The following is a 16,557-nucleotide window of genomic DNA, read 5'->3' as shown; positions in this document are numbered from 1 at the left end:
ACAGCTCTCACTGTTCGCTCGCGTTGTCCTTGTCGTGCCGTCCCGGGACAGCGGCCTCGGTGAGGACCTCCGACGGCGCGTCCTTCGCCTCCGGGTGCGGCAGCGCCTTACCCGTGAAGGTGATGTGGCCCTCGATGTGCATCCGCTCGATCATGTGCGGGTAGTGCAGCTCGAACGCCGGGCGCTCGGACCGGATCCGGGGCAGCTCGGTGAAGTTGTGCCTCGGCGGCGGGCAGCTGGTCGCCCACTCGAGCGAGTTGCCGTAGCCCCACGGGTCGTCCACGGTGACGACCTCGCCGTAGCGGTAGCTCTTGAAGACGTTCCAGATGAACGGCAGCGTCGAGGCACCGAGGATGTAGGCGCCGATCGTGGAGATCGTGTTGAGCGTGGTGAAGCCGTCGGTCACCAGGTAGTCGGCGTAGCGGCGCGGCATGCCCTCGGCACCCAGCCAGTGCTGGACGAGGAACGTCGCGTGGAAGCCGATGAACGTGGTCCAGAAGTGGAGCTTGCCGAGCGGCTCGTCCATCATCCGGCCGGTGATCTTCGGGAACCAGAAGTAGATGCCGGCGAACGTGGCGAACACGATCGTGCCGTAGAGCACGTAGTGGAAGTGCGCGACCACGAAGTAGCTGTCCGACACGTGGAAGTCGATGGCGGGCGCGGCGAGCAGGATGCCGGTCAGACCACCGAAGAGGAACGTGACCATGAATCCCAGCGAGAAGAGCATCGGCGTCTCGAAGGACAGCTGCCCCTTCCACATCGTGCCGATCCAGTTGAAGAACTTCACACCGGTCGGGACCGCGATGAGGAACGTCATGAAGGCGAAGAAGGGCAGCAGCACCGCGCCGGTGGCGTACATGTGGTGCGCCCACACCGCCACGGACAGCGCCGCGATCGCGAGGGTCGCCCAGACCATCCCCTTGTAGCCGAAGATCGGCTTGCGGCTGAACACCGGCACGACCTCGCTGACGATCCCCACGAACGGCAGCATCACGATGTAGACCTCGGGATGGCCGAAGAACCAGAACAGGTGCTGCCAGAGGATCACGCCGCCGTTGGCGGGGTCGAACACGTGGGCGCCGAGATGCCGGTCCGCCGCCAACCCGAGCAGCGCCGCGGTCAGGATCGGAAACGCGACCAGGATCAGGATGCTCGTGACCAGGATGTTCCAGGTGAAGATCGGCATCCGGTACATCGTCATGCCGGGCGCACGCAGACAGACCACAGTGGTGATCATGTTGACGGCACCGAGGATCGTGCCCAGGCCGGAGACGACCAAACCAGAGATCCAGAGGTCGGCCCCCGCTCCCGGTGAGTGGATCGCGTCGGAGAGCGGCGTGTAGGCGAACCAGCCGAAGTCGGCCGCCCCACCCGGCGTGAGGAAGCCGGAGATCACGATGATCCCGCCGAACAGGAACAGCCAGTAGGACAGTGCGTTGAGCCTCGGGAACGCCACGTCGGGCGAGCCGATCTGCAGCGGCAGCACGAAGTTGGCGAAGCCGAAGAGGATCGGGGTCGCGTACAGCAGCAGCATCACCGTGCCGTGCATGGTGAACAGCTGGTTGTACTGCTCCTGCGACAGGAACTGCTGCCCCGGCCTGGCGAGCTCGGTGCGGATCAGCATCGCCATCGCGCCGCCCACCATGAAGAAGGCGAACGACGTGACCAGGTACATGATACCGATCTGCTTGTGGTCCGTCGTGCGCAGCAGCCGCACCAGCGTGGTTCCTTTGGTCCGGGGTCGTGCCGACGGTCGGGCCGGCGTCAACGTCGAGGCAGTCACCGGCACAGATTATCTCGCTCGCGAGCGAACTATCTAGAGGGAGGGTCGTTCCGGTGTGCGACGACACAGCCTGTACTAATTCATGTCATGGAACGACCGCGTGTGTCCCGGGCCGACGTCGTCGGCAGGTCGGTGGCGCTGTGGGGCGAGCAGCGGCCCGACCTCGACGTCACCTCGTCGGAGGTGCTGGCCCGGCTCGTGCGCATCGCCCAGCACGTGGAGGGTGCGGAGACCGGGCGGCTGCGCAGGCGGCGCGGGCGGCTGGTGGCCAACGTCGGCGACTTCGAGGTGCTGCGGGCCCTGCGCCGGATCGGGCCGCCCTACGCGATGACCCCGTCCCAGCTGCGCGACGAGATGCTGATCTCCTCGTCCGGGCTCACCGGGCGTCTGCACCGCCTCGAGCGTGACGGCTGGATCACGCGCGAAGCCTCTGCCGACGACCAGCGCAGCGTCTTCGTCACGCTCACCGCCGACGCGGTCGCCGACCTGGACGACGACATCGCGGAGCACTTCGCCTTCGAGGATGACCTGCTCGCCCCGCTGACCCGGCAGCAGCGGACTCAGCTGGCCGACCTGCTGGCGTTGCTGCTCCAGCGCTTCGAACCCGGAGCCGAAGCCTGACCGGCGTTCGGCTCTCCGGGTCACTCGGATCCGAGTTCGGCACTGATGCGCTTGGCGGTCTCGAGCAGCAGGGGCAGCACCTCTTCGCGCAGCCTTTCCGGGGTGGTCCGGCCGGTCGACGTGGAGGAGGCGACGGCGGCGACGACCGTGCCGTGATGGTCACGGACGGGCGCGGACAGTGACAGCAACCCTTCCTCGCGTTCGTTCATCACCATCGACCACCCCTGCTCGCGCACGACGGCCAGGATCTCGCGAAACTCCGCCGGGTCGGTGACGGTGTAGGGCGTGAACCGCGGCATGCCGGCCTCGCTCAGCACGCTCTCGATCCGCTCGGGCGACTCCCAGGCCAGCAGCACGCGCCCCAGTGAGGTGGCGTGCGCGGCCGCCCGCGTGCCGGGTGCGACGGTCACGCTCAACACCCGGCGCACCGGAACGCGGGCGATGTAGACGACCTCGGTGCCGTCGAGTGTCGCGAGGGTCGCGGACTCGTCGGTCTGGTCGGCAAGCCGCATCAGGTGGGGTTGAGCGAGATCCGGGAGCGCGTGCGTGGCGGTGTAGTGCTGGCCGATAGAGAGCACCCGGGGGGTCAGCGTCCACCGCGGACCGAGGTTCGACACGTAGCCGAGCCGTTGGAGGGTCAGCAGGACCCTGCGCACCACCGGGCGCGACAGGCCGGTCGCCGCGGCGAGCTCGGCGACCGTCGGCTTCGGACGTTCGGCGTCGAAAGCGGTCAGAACCGCCAGTCCTCGCTCGAGGCCCTGGATGTGGTTCTGCCCGGTTTTCTCGTCGTCGCTCATCGCTACATCTTCCGCCGATCTTGACATGTCGTGTGGCAGCCCCCACTATCCACAAACGTACACTATTCGTTCAATGAGTACACATAGTGTACAGGAGGAGAGCAATGGCGCTTGATACTCGAGAACTCCGGCGATGTCTCGGTCACTTCGCCACCGGCGTCACGGTGGTCACCTGCGACGGTGCCGGATCGCCGCACGGTGCGACGGTCAACGCGTTCAGCGCGATATCGCTGGATCCGCCGCTGGTGATGGTGTCGGTGGACCGCGGGTCGAGAATCTGCGGCTTTCTCGACGGGACACCGTTCACGGTCAACGTGCTGACGAAACCGCAGAGCGACGTCGCGCTTCACTTCGCAGGCAGGCCGATGGACGGCGAACCCGAGTGGGTGCGTCCCGACCCCGGGCTCGCCCCGCGGCTGGCCGGTGCGCTGGCCACCATCTCGTGCACGCCGTGGCGGCACTACGACGGTGGCGACCATGTGATCTACCTCGGCCGCGTCGCCGGGTACGAGGTCGCCGGCGGTGACCCGCTGGTGTTCTACCTCGGCGGTTTCCGGCATCTCGGCCCCGTCTACGAAACCGTGCCGTGGCTGGAATCCGGCGACTGTCCCACCGTGTCCTGCTTCCCGGCCTCCGTCTGAGGCCCTTCCACACCGCCCACCTCTGAGGAGCAACCGCATGACCACACAGGAAACGACCCCGAGCCAGGATCCCGCCGCCACCAGGATCACGCGGCCGTTCACCGGGCAGGAGTACATCGACTCGCTCCAGGACGGACGCGAGGTCTTCCTCTACGGCGAGAAGGTCAAGGACATCACGAGCCATCCCGCGTTCCGCAACCCCGTGCGCATGACGGCCAGGCTCTACGACGCCCTGCACGATCCGGACAAGCAGGGAGTGCTCACCGCACCCACCGACACGGGCAGCAGCGGCTTCACCTTCCCGTTCTTCCGTACGGCGCGGTCGGCCGACGACCTGTTGGCCGACCGCAACGCGATCGTCGAGTGGGCCCGGATCACCTATGGGTGGATGGGCCGCAGCCCCGACTACAAGGCCGCGTTCCTCGGCACGCTGGGCGCCAACGCCGACTTCTACGAGCCCTTCTCCGACAACGCCCGCCGCTGGTACGCCGAATCGCAGGAGAAGGTCCTGTACTGGAATCACGCGATCGTCCACCCGCCCGTGGACCGCGGCAAGAGCCCGGACCAGGTCAAGGACGTGTTCGTCCACGTCGAGGACGAGCGTGACGACGGGCTGATCGTCTCCGGCGCGAAGGTCGTGGCGACCGGCTCGGCACTGACGCACTACAACTTCATCGCCCACTATGGACTTCCGTTCAAGGACCGGGAGTTCGCCCTGGTGTGCACCGTTCCCATGAACGCGCCCGGCATGAAGCTGATCTGCCGCAACTCCTACACGACCAACGCCAGCCGGATGGGCAGCCCCTTCGACTACCCGCTGTCGAGCAGGCTCGACGAGAACGACACGATCTTCATCCTCGACAAGGTCAAGATCCCGTGGGAGAACGTCTTCATCTACGGCGACGCCGACAAGGTGAGCAGTTTCGTTCCCGGCTCCGGCTTCCTCGAACGATTCACCTTCCAGGGCGTGACCCGGCTCGCGGTCAAGCTCGACTTCATCGCGGGCCTGCTGCTGAAGGGCGTCGAAGCGACCGGCACCAAGGACTTCCGCGGCATCCAGACCCGCATCGGGGAGGTCATCAGCTGGCGCAACATGTTCTGGGCACTCTCCGACGCGATGGCGGCCAACCCGAACGAATGGAAGGACGGCGCGTTGCTGCCGAACCTGAACTACGGGATGGCGTACCGGTGGTTCATGACGGTCGGCTATCCGCGGATTCGCGAGATCATCATGCAGGACCTGGGCAGCGCATTGATCTACCTGCCCTCGCACGTGGAGGACTTCAAGTCGCCCGAGGTGCGCCCGTACCTCGACAAGTACGTCCGCGGCTCGAACGGTTACGACTCGGTCGAGCGGGTCAAGCTGATGAAGCTGATCTGGGACTCCGTCGGCACCGAGTTCGGCGGGCGCCACGAACTCTACGAGCGCAACTACGCGGGCAACCACGAGGGCGTGCGCTTCGAGCAGGTCATCGCGATGGAGAACTCCGGCCAGGCCGACGCCATGCGTGGCTTCGCCGAACAGTGCATGGCGGAGTACGACCTCGACGGCTGGACGGCGCCTGACCTGATCAACAACGACGACGTTTCGCTGCTCCGCCAACGCTGACGGCCCCGGAACGTGGAGATGAGGATTTCGCGATGAGCACGACAGAAGAGTCACCGACGGCCGCGCAGGCGGGTGCATCCGCCACGCGGGCGTTCCGCACGAGCCGACAGCACGGCACCGCGGGCGAGGTGACCCCGGAGCGGGTGTCCACGGTCGTCACGGCGTTGCTCGACGGCGTTCACCGGACGATCCGCACGCACCAGGTGACCTATCCGGAGTACGTGGCGGCCAAGCGGTGGCTGATCGAGGTGGGCGAGAGCGGTGAATGGCCGCTGCTGCTGGACGTCTTCGTCGAGCACGAGGTCGAGGAGGTCTCCGCACAGCACCAGCAGGGCAGCAAGGGCAGCATCCTGGGCCCCTACCACCTGCCCGGCGCGGTACGCCTGCCCTCGGTGTGCACGCTGCCGATGCGCGCCGACGAACCGGGCACTCCGCTGGTGCTCGCAGGACAGGTACGGGACACGACGGGGAAAGCCTTGCCCGGTGCGGAACTCGACATCTGGCACGCCGACGACGCGGGCTACTACTCTGGGTTCGCGCCCCACGTTCCGGACGGCAACCTGCGCGGTGTGGTCGTGGCCGACGACGACGGCCACTTCGAGATCAGCACGATCCAGCCCGCCCCATACCAGATCCCGACAGACGGGCCCACGGGCACGCTGATCGAGCGGGCGGGCTGGCACCCCTGGCGCCCAGCGCACCTGCACCTCATCGTGCGCTCGCCGGGCTACCGGCCGATCACCACGCAGCTGTACTTCACCGGTGGTGACTGGCTCGACTCCGACGTCGCCAAGGCGACGAAACCCGAGCTGGTGCTGGACCCGCGCCCACAACCCGACGGCAGGCGCCGCGCCGAGTACGACTTCGTCCTCGAACCAGCCTGACCGACCCGCTCTGGTGCGGCGTGAGTTCCCACGCCGCACCAGGGCGGCCTGTTGCCTGACACAAGGAGCATTCCTGCCATGAGTGACCTGCGGATCGACCGCGTCGAGACCGTCGTGCTCGACGTGCCGCTGCGGCGCACCCACCGCTTCGCCAAGACCGAGATGGACGCTCAGCCCGTGCTGCTCGTGTTCCTCCGCACCGCGGGTGGGGTCACCGGGGTCGGAGAGGGAGTCGTGCCGGGCGGGCCCTGGTGGGGTGGAGAGTCCGTCGAGACGATGCAGCTCGTCATCGAGCGGTACCTGGCGCCGATCCTGCTCGGGCGCGACGTTGACGACATCGCCCGTATCGGCCGGGACATCGACGCCGTGGTGGCGGCCAACCTCTACGCCAAGACCGCGGTCGAAGTGGCGCTGCACGATGCCTGGGCGCGCAGCCTGAGCGTGCCCGTGCACACCCTGCTCGGTGGCCTCGCCCGCCGCTCGATACCCGTCACCTGGGCACTGGGCGCCGAACCCGCTCAAGTCGTCGTCGACGAAGCCCTGGCCAAACTCGAAGCGGGAACCCATCTCACCTTCAAGCTCAAGATGGGCGCCCTGGACCCGGCCGACGACGTCGAGCGCGTCGCCGCCATCGCGGACAAGCTCGCCGGCGCGGCGGGCGTGCGCGTCGATCTCAACGCCCGCTGGGACCGGCTCACCTCGCTGACCCACCTTCCGAAGCTCGCGGACGCCGGTGTCGAGCTGGTCGAACAGCCCGTGCCCGGAACCGACGTCGAAGCGCTCGCCGAGATCAACCGGGCGCTGCCGATCCCCGTCATGGCCGACGAGAGCCTGCGAACGCCTGCCGACGCGCTGCGGCTGGCCACGTTGCGGGCCGCCGACGTCTACTCGCTGAAAACCACCAAAGCCGGCGGGTTGCGGGCCACCAAGGCGATCGCGGAAGTCGCCGCGGCGGCGGGAATCCCGGCCCACGCGGGAACCTCGATCGAGAGCCCGGTGGGTACCGCGGCCTCACTGCACGTGGCCTGTTCGGCACCGGCGATGACGTGGGGAAGCGAACTGTTCGGGCCGCTGCTGATGAGCGAGGAGCTGCTGGTCAGCCCATTGCGCTACGAGGGCGGCGAACTGCACCTCCCGGACGGCCCTGGACTCGGCGTCGAGCTGAACCCGGAAGCCGTGCGCGCGTTCAGCAGGAAGTGACGCGCCGGTGCACTCCAGCGGCGACCGGCTACCGGGCCTCCGGCGAGGAAATCGCGGTCATCCCCCAGCTGGAGAGTCGCGACGCGATCGACGCCGTCCGAGAGATCGGCGCGGTGGATGGCGTCGCCGCCCTCTTCGTCGGCCCGGCCGACCTCGCCGTCACCACCGGGCTGACCACCGGTTCCGCGGCGTTCGCCGCACTGCTCGACGACGTGGCCAGCGCCGCCAAGGCACTCGAGCTCCCACTCGGCACCGCCGTGGGAACGGCCGCAGCCGCCCGCGAGCTCGCCGACCACCACGACTTCGTCCTGATCGCCAACGACGCGTCGCTGCTCGGCCAGGCCGCACGCGCACTCGTCACCGACGCCCACCGCGACACCACGCAGACGGGCAATGCTCGACGACCTGCTCGCGGAGGTGAACGGCTACGTTCAGGGCCAGGGTCACCACGCTGGCGAAGATCGGCAGCCCCCGGGCCGACCGCAGTCGCGCTCACGCCATCCCCCGACCGGCGCCAAGTGCCGGGTGGCCAGGAGGAACCCGAGGATCGAGAGGTCAACAGCAGGTGCGACGAGTGGAGCGACCTCAAGGTACGCACCGAGTCGGAGCGCGAGGTTGAACGTTACCGACGCCGGACAGGAAGGTGAAGCCGACGGCCATGATCACGGTGACAGCCTGAGTCACAGCAGCCCCGCTGAGGCTGATCGAGTCGACATAGCTGCGCGCCGCATCATCGAGGACCACGCGCTTCGACGCGCGGACGCCCATGGGAGTCTCGCGTGCGGTACCAGGTTCACCCAGCCTGTTCAGCACGGTGGTGTGGTTGACGCCCGGTGTTCGCCGGCTCGCGCCAGGGACCAGCCGAGATTGTAGAGGTGGATGGCGTCGCCGACGCGAGCCCCGGCAACTTCGTCCGGCACCGGTAAAGCGAGGTCGTGGCGCAGATGTAGAGCGAGCGTAGGTCATTCTCCCCCCACGCGAAGTTCGCCGGGTCCTCAGGAACCCGGATGACGCCCAGGCAGGTGGCCTCGGCATCGAAGACATGGATGCCGCCGGGCCCGGTGCAGTACAGGTTTCCCACGGCATCCACCTTCATGCCGTCGGGCACGCCGATGCCCTGGCCGGTCACCTCCGCCCACACCGCACCGCCGGTGAGTTTCTGACCGTCGAAGCCGAACCGGCGGATGTGCCTGCGCTCGGTGTCGTTGACGAACAGGTACCGCTCGTCCGCTGAGAGGCAAAGCCCGTTGGGTCCGTCAAAATCCTTTGCCAGCACGGAGAGTTCACCAGTGTCCGGGTCGACGCGGTAGACACCGCGGAACGGGAGCTCGGGCTCGCGCGGGACGCCGTAGGGAGCACCGCGCCCGTACGCCGGATCAGTGAAGAGGATCGTGCCGTCCCGGGCCACGACGACGTCATTCGGGCTGTTGAGCTCCCGGCCGTTATAGCTGTCAGCGAGCACGGTCAGCGTGCCATCCGCCTCCTCGCGCACCAGCCTGCTGGTCGCGTGTTCGCAGGTAAGCAGTCGGCCAGCACCGTCATAGGCGTTCCCGTTGGCCATCCGACTGGGCCGCCGGTACGTGGTCAGCTCCCCCGACGCGGATCGGCGGTACATCCGGTCGGCCTGGATGTCGCTGAATACCAGGTGCCGCTTGGCCGGATGCCACACTGGACCCTCGACGAACCGGAATCCGGTCTCAAGGCGCGCCAGTGCCTCGTCCACCACGAGCTCGCGCAGGCGCTCGTCCCGGATCTCCAGCAGTCCGCCGTCGGCCATCGGGCGCGATCCCTCCGCAACAGTGGTCAGGTGGTCTGAACTGTAACCCGGCATCCAGCGCTGTCAAGAGGGCGGACCCTCGCCCGACCTGCGACGAACCGGACCACACCGGCAGCTTCGCGGCAATATTCCTTGTGCGGCAGAGCAAATCACGCAGGGCCCGGATCCGATGGGAGTGCTTGACAGTATCCGGCGGACCCGCCTACTGTTCAGACCACCTGACCACTCCCCCGATCACGAAGCGGGAAACGGAGTCCGGACCCGAGATAGGTTGCTAAGATGACTGACCGCGGCAACCGGCGCATCGAGCCGGTCCGGCGCCTGAAAGTGTCCGATTCAGTGGCGGCACAACTGGAACAACTGATCGAGCAGGGCGAGTACCAGCCCGGCGACAAGCTGCCTCCGGAGCGCGCCCTGGCCGAACAGTTCGGCGTCGGTCGCAGTTCGATGCGGGAGGCCCTACGCCTCGTTGAGGCTAACGGGCTACTCCGCACCGAGCACGGAATCGGTGTATTCGTGGTCAGCAACACGAAATCCGCGCCCATGCTGTCCGAACTGTTGCTGTTCGACGACTTCACCGTGCCGGAGCTTTTCGAAGCACGCCTATCCCTCGAGCGGGATGCTGCTGGAATGGCCGCCAGGCGCATTACCGACAACGAAGCGGAGGAGTTGCAGCGAATTCTCGACGAGGCGGGTAATCCCAGCCTGTCCAACGACGCTTTCGTGAAACTGGACGCGGAACTACACAGAGCCATCGTGAAAGCTACGAAGAACCGGATCTGGGAACGCGTCTACGAGAGCATCATGCCTCTGTTCATCACCTACTCACACCGCGTCATCCAGCTCCCCGGGCGGCGCGAATCCGCACACAACAGCCACCGCAGGATCGTGGCCGCCATTCTCGCCCGGAGCGTCCGGGAAGCCAGGAGCGCCGCGGTCAAGCACATTCGTGAGGTGGAGCGAGAAATCGTGAAACACCTCGACCCCGCCGCCGAGCCGGCTAAGAAGTCCGGCCGGTAGAACACTTCCACAAGACGGGTTTCCGAAAAGCACAACAGCCGTTTCATTCCCCTTACCCACTCGGTGAGGCCGCAAGATGTATTTGCAGTCGCAAATGAGAAGGAGCAACGATGTCGTCGCTCGACTACACCTATGAGCACATCGACGAGTGGATCGACCGGTCGAACTGGGTCGCCCCAACGATCGATCCGGAGAAGACGATGCTGCTCGTCCTGGACATGCAGAAGGCCTGCGCCGAGCCCGGTGGCGCGATGTACATCCCGAGCACGGGCGGCGCGCCCGAAGGCAAGGACGTCGTCGAACCCGTGAAGAACGTCCTGGAAGCCTGCCGCGCCAAGGGAATCCCGGTGGCGTGGTCGCTGTGGGGCCTGCGCCCGGACGGCAAGGACGCCGGGTTCGCGGACACCAAGTGGGGCCTGGAAGGCCAGCTGGCCACCTTCCCCGGTGCCTGGGGCAACGGCGGAGACGAGCTGGTCGACGACCTCAAGCCGCTCGACGACGAGCCGGTCTTCCGCAAGCACCGGTTCAGCTCGTTCTACGGCACCGCGCTGAACGAGTACATGCGCCGGGCGGGCGCGGACACCCTGGTGGTGGCCGGACTGTCCACCGGAAACTGCCAGCTCGCCACCGCGATCGACGGCGCCAACCAGGACTACAAGATGATCGTGCTCGCAGACACCACGGCCGCGATTCCCTCCGGCAAGGAGGATCCGCTGGGCTTCGGCCAGCATTGGGAGGCGCTGCGCCAGATCCACGCCAACCACGGCGACGTGCGCACGAGCATCGAGTTCCTGCGGATGATCGGCGCCTGAACAGCGCCACAGACGCCCAATCACGTCACGAGAAAGGAAATCATGTCGCTTTCCGGTAAGCGCGTAGCGCTGCTGATCGAAGACGAGTACCAGATTCTCGAGGGCTGGTACCCGAAGCTGCGACTGCAGGAAGCGGGCGCCGAGGTCAAGGTGATCGGCAGCGGCACCAAAAGCAGCTACGACAGCAAGGAACACTACCCGATGGAGGTCGACGCCGCAGCGGCCGAGGTGTCCGCGAGCGACTTCCACGCCATCGTGATCCCGGGCGGCTTCGCGCCGGACAACATGCGCCTGCACCCGGAGATGGTGGCGCTGGTCCGGGACGCCCACGAGTCGGGCAAGCTGGTCGCCGCGATCTGCCACGCCGGCTGGATGCTCTGCTCCGCCGGCGTCACCAAGGGCCGCAAGATCACCGGGTATCTGCCGATCAAGGACGACGTGCAGAACGCGGGCGGCACCTGGGTCGACGAGCCGGTCGTCATCGATGGGAATGTGATCACCTCCCGCACGCCGGTCGACCTGCCCGACTTCGGCCGCGCGATCGTCGAGTACCTCGAGAAGGACTGAACTTCCGGAACGACTTCCTCCCCACCGCCAACGGGCGCGCCCGAGCCGACCGGCTCGGGCGCGCCGCGGAACCGGACGTCATGCAAAGGAGCAGGCACGTGGTGGACCTCAAACTTTCCGCCGCCGGCGGCAAACCGCCGCTGGGCGGCTGGCTCCCGCCGGTCCGGCTGACGGACCGGCAGGCCGCGGTGCTCAACGCGGTGGCCGACGAACTCATCCCGGGCGGCGCCGGTTTCCCGCCACCGAGTGAGGTCGATGTCCTTTCGTTCATCACCAGGTACGTCACCCCCGCCGGGCAGGACGCGAAATGGTTCCCGTTTCTCGGCGAGGACGACTTCAAGGCACGGCTGGACAAACTGGGTGACGGCTTCCTTCAGGCCACCTCGGCGGAACGCGTGACCGTCCTGACTGGACTAGAGCGGGACGAGCCCGATTTCTTCGGACACATGCGTGACGTTGTGTACTACGCCTACTACTCGCGGCCCGCGGTCGTGCACATGATGAACCGCACGCTGCGCGCGGGACAGGACTACCGCCTGTCCCCGCAGCCCTACGGCTACACCGACGTGATGGACGACTGGGACGACGAGTTGCTCGCCCGGGTGCGCGGTTCGTACCGGCGCACCGCCGAGGTCCGGCGCGTCGAGCTCCCCGCCCACCTGCGGGAGGCGAGTAGCTGATGGCCGCCTACACCGAAACCGACGTGCTGGTGATCGGCGCGGGTGCCGGCGGCGCGGCGATGAGCAAGCGTCTGTCCGATGACGGGATCAAGGTGGTCTGCCTGGAACAGGGCGACTGGCTGCACCCGATGGACCACCCGCATTTCTATGACGGCTGGGAGCTCGAGCGCCAACGCGCCTGGTCCTGGCACCCCAACGTCCGGATGTTCCCTGAGGACTACCCGATCACCGGGAACACGGAACCGATGCTGATGAACGGCGTCGGTGGCTCGACGCTGCACTATGCCGGTGCGTGGCCGCGGTTCAAGCCGGTCGACTTCCGCAAGGGCACCGAGCACGGCGTCGAGGGCACCATCGACTGGCCGATCAGCTACGAGGAGCTCGAGCCGTTCTACTTCATCAACGACGCCGAGATCGGGGTGGCGCGGCGGACCGGCGATCCAGGTAACCCGCCACGTCCCGAGGGCTGGGGCCCTGCCAATCGCGGCGGCAAGGTCGGGCACAAGATGGCCCGGGGCTTCGACAAGCTCGGCTGGCACTGGTGGCCCGCGGACAACGCGATCCTGACCGTGCCGAAGGACGCGCGCCTGCCCTGCAACGACTGTGGCTTCTGCCTCGGCGGCTGTCCCCGGCACGCGATCGCCTCGACCGACGTGACCTACTGGCCCAGGGCGCTGCGCAACGGTGTCGACCTGCGCACCAACGCCCGGGTCGAGCGGATCAACGCGAAGAACGGGCGCGCCACCGGGGCGACCTACGTCGACCGGATCACCGGTTCCCGGCACGAGGTGCGCGCGCGGATCGTGGTGGTGGCCGCCAACTCGATCGGCACGCCGCGGCTGCTGCTGCTGTCCGCGCAGGAGGGTCATCCCGATGGCCTGGCCAACTCCAACGGGCTGGTCGGCACACACCTGATGTTCCACAGTTGGTCCTTCGAGGACTTCTGGTTCGACGAGCCCCTGGAGGGGTTCAAGGGACCGGAACCCGCGGTGCTCTACAGCCAGCAGTTCTATGACACCGACCCCGAACGCGGTTTCGTGAACGGGTTCTCGCTACAGGTCGGCACTGCGCTGGGCGCGGCGAATAGCGCGCTGGGCACCAACACCGGCAACATCGCGCCCTGGGGCGCCGGACACCGGAAGTTCTTCAACGAGCACTTCGGCCGGCACGCGCTGGTCTACGTGCAGGGTGAGGACCTCCCGGTGCGGACCAACCGGGTGACGCTCGACCCGGAGGTCACCGATTCCAGTGGCCTTCCCGCGCCGCACGTGTACTACGAGCTGCACGAGAACGACCGGCGGCTGATCGAGTGGGGCAGGCGGCGGGCCCGCCAAGCCGCGGACGCGGCAGGTGGCGTGATCGACACCGCGAGCACCGGCATCGGCGGCGTCGAGGGACCGCCCCCGGGCTGGCACATCATGGGCACGTGCCGGATGGGCAACACCCCCGAGGATTCCGTGACCAACAAATGGAACCAGACCTGGGACGTGCCCAACCTGTTCATCACCGATGCGAGCTCGCTGACCACCGGGGCCGCGGTCAACCCGACCAGCACACTGCAGGCCGTCGCCGTGCGGTGCGCGGAATACATCAAACGCCGGCACGGCGACATTCTCGCCCAGACCACGACGCCCGCGAACGCGGATGCGCCGGGTTTCTAAGGCCACAAAGGAGAACACCAATGACACACACCAGGAAGCCGGACCCGGTCGACGCGATCGTGGTCGGATTGGGGGCGACCGGCGGTACCGCGGCCAAGGTGCTGTCCGAAGCGGGGATGAAGGTCGTCGGGTTCGACCGAGGCCCGTGGCTGCGGGCGCAGGAGCACTACTCCGGCGACGAGCTCAAGTTCATCAACCGCAACTACCTGTGGCCGGACCCCAAACTGTTCCCACGCACCCTGCGCCACGACGAGGAGTCGGTGGCCGAGCCGTTCCCCTTCTCCCCCACCCCGCAGCTGGTCGGCGGTGGCACCAACCACTGGGCGGGCTGGGTGCCGCGGCCGCGTGAGTCGGACTTCCTCCAGCGTTCCCTGCACGGCGACCTCGATGGCGCGAACCTCGCCGACTGGCCGATCCGCTACGAGCACCTCGAGCCCTACCTAACCAAGGTGGAATGGGAGTTCGGCGTCTCTGGCATCGCCGGTGCCGACAAGTACGAGCCGTACCGGAGCAAGGGCTACCCGAGCACACCGCTGCGCCCGACCCGCTTCGGCAAGCGGTTCTACGAGGCGTGCAACAAGCTCGGCATCAACGGCTTCCCGATCCCGCACGCAATGGTCACGAACCAGCACAAGGGCCGGGATCCCTTCAACACCACCAGTTTCTGGAACCAATACGGCGACCCGAGCACCGCGCGGTCCAACACGCTGACCACCTTCATCCCGGAAGCGGTGGCGACAGGCAACTTCGAACTGCGCGCGGAGTCCTTCGTCCGCGAGATCAAGGTCGGCAAGGACGGCAGGGCGACCGGTGTGATCTACATCGACCCGGACGGCAACGAGGTGGAGCAGGACGCCGACATCGTGGTACTGAGCCTCGGCGCGATCGAGTCCGCGCGGCTGATGCTGATGTCGAAGTCGCCCCGGTTCCCGGACGGGCTGGGCAACTCCAGCGGCCAGGTCGGCAAGAACGCGACCTTCCACGAGTACGTGTTCGCCGTGGGCTTGTTCGACCAGGAGATCGACGACCCACTGTACGGCTGGACCGGTAACTACATCAGCGGCGGCACCTTCGAGTTCTACGAGACCGACGAGGACCGCGGGCACATCGGTGGCTGCCTGATCTCGGCCTCGCAGACCTGCCACCCGATCAACATGGTGTTCCCCGGTCGCCCGACCTGGGGCCAGGCGATGAAGGACGCCGACCGCGACTACTTCAGCTTCGCCATGAAGATCGGTGCGATCCTGCACGACATGCCGGTCGAGTCGAATCGGGTGGACCTGGACCCGACCGTCAAGGACGCCTGGGGCCTGCCGGTCGCGCGGATCACGCACAAGCCGCACGCCAACGACGTCGCGATGAGCAAGTGGCAGGTGGACAAGAACGCCGAGATTCTGCGGGCGGCCGGGGCACGCAAGACGATTCCGGTGTACCTGCAGCGGATGACCGGCAACACCTGTCACCAGCACGGCACCGCGCGGATGGGCACCGACCCGGCGACGACGGTGCTCAACGAATGGTGCCAGAGCCACGACGTGGACAACCTCTTCGTGGTGGACGGCGCCGGCTTCCCCAGTTCGACGGGTGTCAACCCGACGCTCACCATGATGGCCAACGCGTGGCGGGCCTGTGACTACATCACCCAGGTCTACGCCAAGGGCCGCGAAGAGCGCATCAAGGTCGGCTGAATTCCACCCAGGACAAGAAAGGAGTGCGGTCATGACCCTCAAGTCCGATTGGGAGATCGTCGGCGCGCCGATAGACCCCGATTCCGACGAGCGGCTCTTCTTCACCGACCACGGCTGGGAGACCATCGAGGCGGCCGCCGCCCGGATCATTCCCACCGACCACGACCCCGGTGCACGCGAGGCCCGGGTGATCGTGTTCCTCGACCGCTACCTCTCCGGCACCGACTACGTCTTCGCTGCCGCGGACGGCAGCGGATTCCTCAAGCTTACCGGCAAGTTCGCCGACGCGTGGCGGGCCCGGATCGCCGATATGCAGCAGACCTACCGCGACGGCATCCTCGAGCTCGACGCGATCGCGGAGCGGGAGTTCGGCAAGCACTTCAAGGCACTTGCCGAGTCGGAGCAGGACAGTGTCCTGGAGATCCTTTCCGGCGCACCGAAACCGAAGCCGGTCACGCTCGGCACGACCGAATCGGTCGGCACCTTCCTCCAGGGCTGCTTCGATGAGGGCCTGTCCTTCTTCGACGCGCTTTGCCTGCACGTGCGGCAGGGCTTCTACTGCGATCCGGTGTACGGCGGGAACAAGGACCGGATGGGATGGCGCACGATCGGCTTCCCCGGGCCGAAATCGCTCAAGGACACCATGGACGGCACGTATAGCACGACCGGGTACTTCGTACCGGAGTACGACTGGCACGAGCTCGTCCCGCAGCTGAAGATGCGGTCCGGCGGCTAGCGCCGAGAGCGCACTCCCGCCGCCCGTGCGGGGCAAACCCTGCAGGCGGTGCCCCGCACGGCGGTCTCCGCCACGCCAAAC

The 16,557-nt window shown here is 67.1% G+C and carries 16 protein-coding genes; 13 read left to right on the top strand and 3 right to left on the bottom strand.

Going from position 1 to position 16,557, the window contains the following annotated elements; translation table 11 throughout:
• Positions 1 to 7: 7 nt before the first annotated feature.
• Positions 8 to 1,783, bottom strand: a complete 1,776-nt coding sequence (ctaD, locus tag BA062_RS32470; RefSeq protein WP_425452983.1) for an aa3-type cytochrome oxidase subunit I — start codon at positions 1,781 to 1,783, stop codon at positions 8 to 10.
• A gap of 87 nt (positions 1,784 to 1,870) precedes the next feature.
• Here ctaD and BA062_RS32465 point away from each other — a divergent pair, with 87 nt between their 5' ends.
• A complete protein-coding gene (locus tag BA062_RS32465; RefSeq protein ID WP_110342956.1) occupies positions 1,871 to 2,404 on the top strand; it encodes a MarR family transcriptional regulator in 534 nt (177 codons plus the stop codon).
• Between the two features lie 20 nt (positions 2,405 to 2,424).
• On the opposite strand, the gene BA062_RS32460 is transcribed toward BA062_RS32465, so the two are convergent.
• Positions 2,425 to 3,201 carry an IclR family transcriptional regulator domain-containing protein gene (locus BA062_RS32460; RefSeq protein ID WP_110342955.1) on the bottom strand — a complete coding sequence of 259 codons (777 nt, stop codon included), beginning with the start codon at positions 3,199 to 3,201 and terminating at the stop codon, positions 2,425 to 2,427.
• A 104-nt stretch (positions 3,202 to 3,305) separates the two neighbouring features.
• Between BA062_RS32460 and BA062_RS32455 the strand changes: the two genes are divergently transcribed.
• From BA062_RS32455 to BA062_RS40030, 5 genes are all read left to right on the top strand, one after another.
• Positions 3,306 to 3,842 (top strand): flavin reductase family protein, encoded by a 537-nt coding sequence (locus tag BA062_RS32455; protein ID WP_110342954.1) that lies wholly within the window; start codon positions 3,306 to 3,308, stop codon positions 3,840 to 3,842.
• A 37-nt stretch (positions 3,843 to 3,879) separates the two neighbouring features.
• Positions 3,880 to 5,451 carry a 4-hydroxyphenylacetate 3-hydroxylase family protein gene (locus BA062_RS32450; RefSeq protein ID WP_110342953.1) on the top strand — a complete coding sequence of 524 codons (1,572 nt, stop codon included), beginning with the start codon at positions 3,880 to 3,882 and terminating at the stop codon, positions 5,449 to 5,451.
• Positions 5,452 to 5,483: 32 nt separating this feature from the next.
• Positions 5,484 to 6,335, top strand: a complete 852-nt coding sequence (gene catA / locus BA062_RS32445) for a catechol 1,2-dioxygenase (protein ID WP_110342952.1) — start codon at positions 5,484 to 5,486, stop codon at positions 6,333 to 6,335.
• Between the two features lie 78 nt (positions 6,336 to 6,413).
• Positions 6,414 to 7,535, top strand: a complete 1,122-nt coding sequence (locus BA062_RS32440) for a muconate/chloromuconate family cycloisomerase (protein WP_110342951.1) — start codon at positions 6,414 to 6,416, stop codon at positions 7,533 to 7,535.
• Positions 7,532 to 8,182, top strand: a complete 651-nt coding sequence (locus BA062_RS40030) for an aldolase/citrate lyase family protein (protein ID WP_168214156.1) — start codon at positions 7,532 to 7,534, stop codon at positions 8,180 to 8,182. Before BA062_RS32440 ends, BA062_RS40030 begins: the two co-directional genes overlap by 4 nt.
• Before the next feature lie 146 nt (positions 8,183 to 8,328).
• On the opposite strand, the gene BA062_RS32425 is transcribed toward BA062_RS40030, so the two are convergent.
• Positions 8,329 to 9,312 (bottom strand): SMP-30/gluconolactonase/LRE family protein, encoded by a 984-nt coding sequence (locus BA062_RS32425; protein WP_110342950.1) that lies wholly within the window; start codon positions 9,310 to 9,312, stop codon positions 8,329 to 8,331.
• Between the two features lie 279 nt (positions 9,313 to 9,591).
• On the opposite strand from BA062_RS32425, the gene BA062_RS32420 reads away from it, so the two are divergent.
• The 7 genes from BA062_RS32420 (at position 9,592) to BA062_RS32390 (ending at position 16,476) form a co-directional block, all read left to right on the top strand.
• A complete protein-coding gene (locus tag BA062_RS32420; RefSeq protein ID WP_110342949.1) occupies positions 9,592 to 10,332 on the top strand; it encodes a FadR/GntR family transcriptional regulator in 741 nt (246 codons plus the stop codon).
• Between the two features lie 110 nt (positions 10,333 to 10,442).
• A complete protein-coding gene (locus BA062_RS32415) occupies positions 10,443 to 11,144 on the top strand; it encodes a cysteine hydrolase family protein (protein ID WP_110342948.1) in 702 nt (233 codons plus the stop codon).
• A 42-nt stretch (positions 11,145 to 11,186) separates the two neighbouring features.
• The gene (locus tag BA062_RS32410) at positions 11,187 to 11,711 is read left to right on the top strand and encodes a type 1 glutamine amidotransferase domain-containing protein (RefSeq protein ID WP_210407059.1); all 525 of its coding nucleotides are present in this window, start codon (positions 11,187 to 11,189) and stop codon (positions 11,709 to 11,711) included.
• A 98-nt stretch (positions 11,712 to 11,809) separates the two neighbouring features.
• Positions 11,810 to 12,391 (top strand): gluconate 2-dehydrogenase subunit 3 family protein, encoded by a 582-nt coding sequence (locus BA062_RS32405; RefSeq protein WP_168214155.1) that lies wholly within the window; start codon positions 11,810 to 11,812, stop codon positions 12,389 to 12,391.
• Complete coding sequence (locus BA062_RS32400) at positions 12,391 to 14,052, top strand: GMC family oxidoreductase (protein ID WP_110342945.1); 1,662 nt, start codon at positions 12,391 to 12,393, stop codon at positions 14,050 to 14,052. Before BA062_RS32405 ends, BA062_RS32400 begins: the two co-directional genes overlap by 1 nt.
• Positions 14,053 to 14,072: 20 nt before the next feature.
• A complete protein-coding gene (locus BA062_RS32395) occupies positions 14,073 to 15,740 on the top strand; it encodes a GMC family oxidoreductase (RefSeq protein WP_110342944.1) in 1,668 nt (555 codons plus the stop codon).
• A gap of 31 nt (positions 15,741 to 15,771) precedes the next feature.
• Positions 15,772 to 16,476 carry a gluconate 2-dehydrogenase subunit 3 family protein gene (locus BA062_RS32390; protein ID WP_110342943.1) on the top strand — a complete coding sequence of 235 codons (705 nt, stop codon included), beginning with the start codon at positions 15,772 to 15,774 and terminating at the stop codon, positions 16,474 to 16,476.
• The last annotated feature ends 81 nt before the right edge of the window (positions 16,477 to 16,557 follow it).

This window comes from Prauserella flavalba, assembly GCF_003202235.1.
Taxonomy (GTDB): Bacteria; Actinomycetota; Actinomycetes; order Mycobacteriales; family Pseudonocardiaceae; genus Prauserella_A; species Prauserella_A flavalba.
Note: the sequence above shows the minus strand (reverse complement) of the source record. Positions and strands in the feature narration are given on the sequence as shown.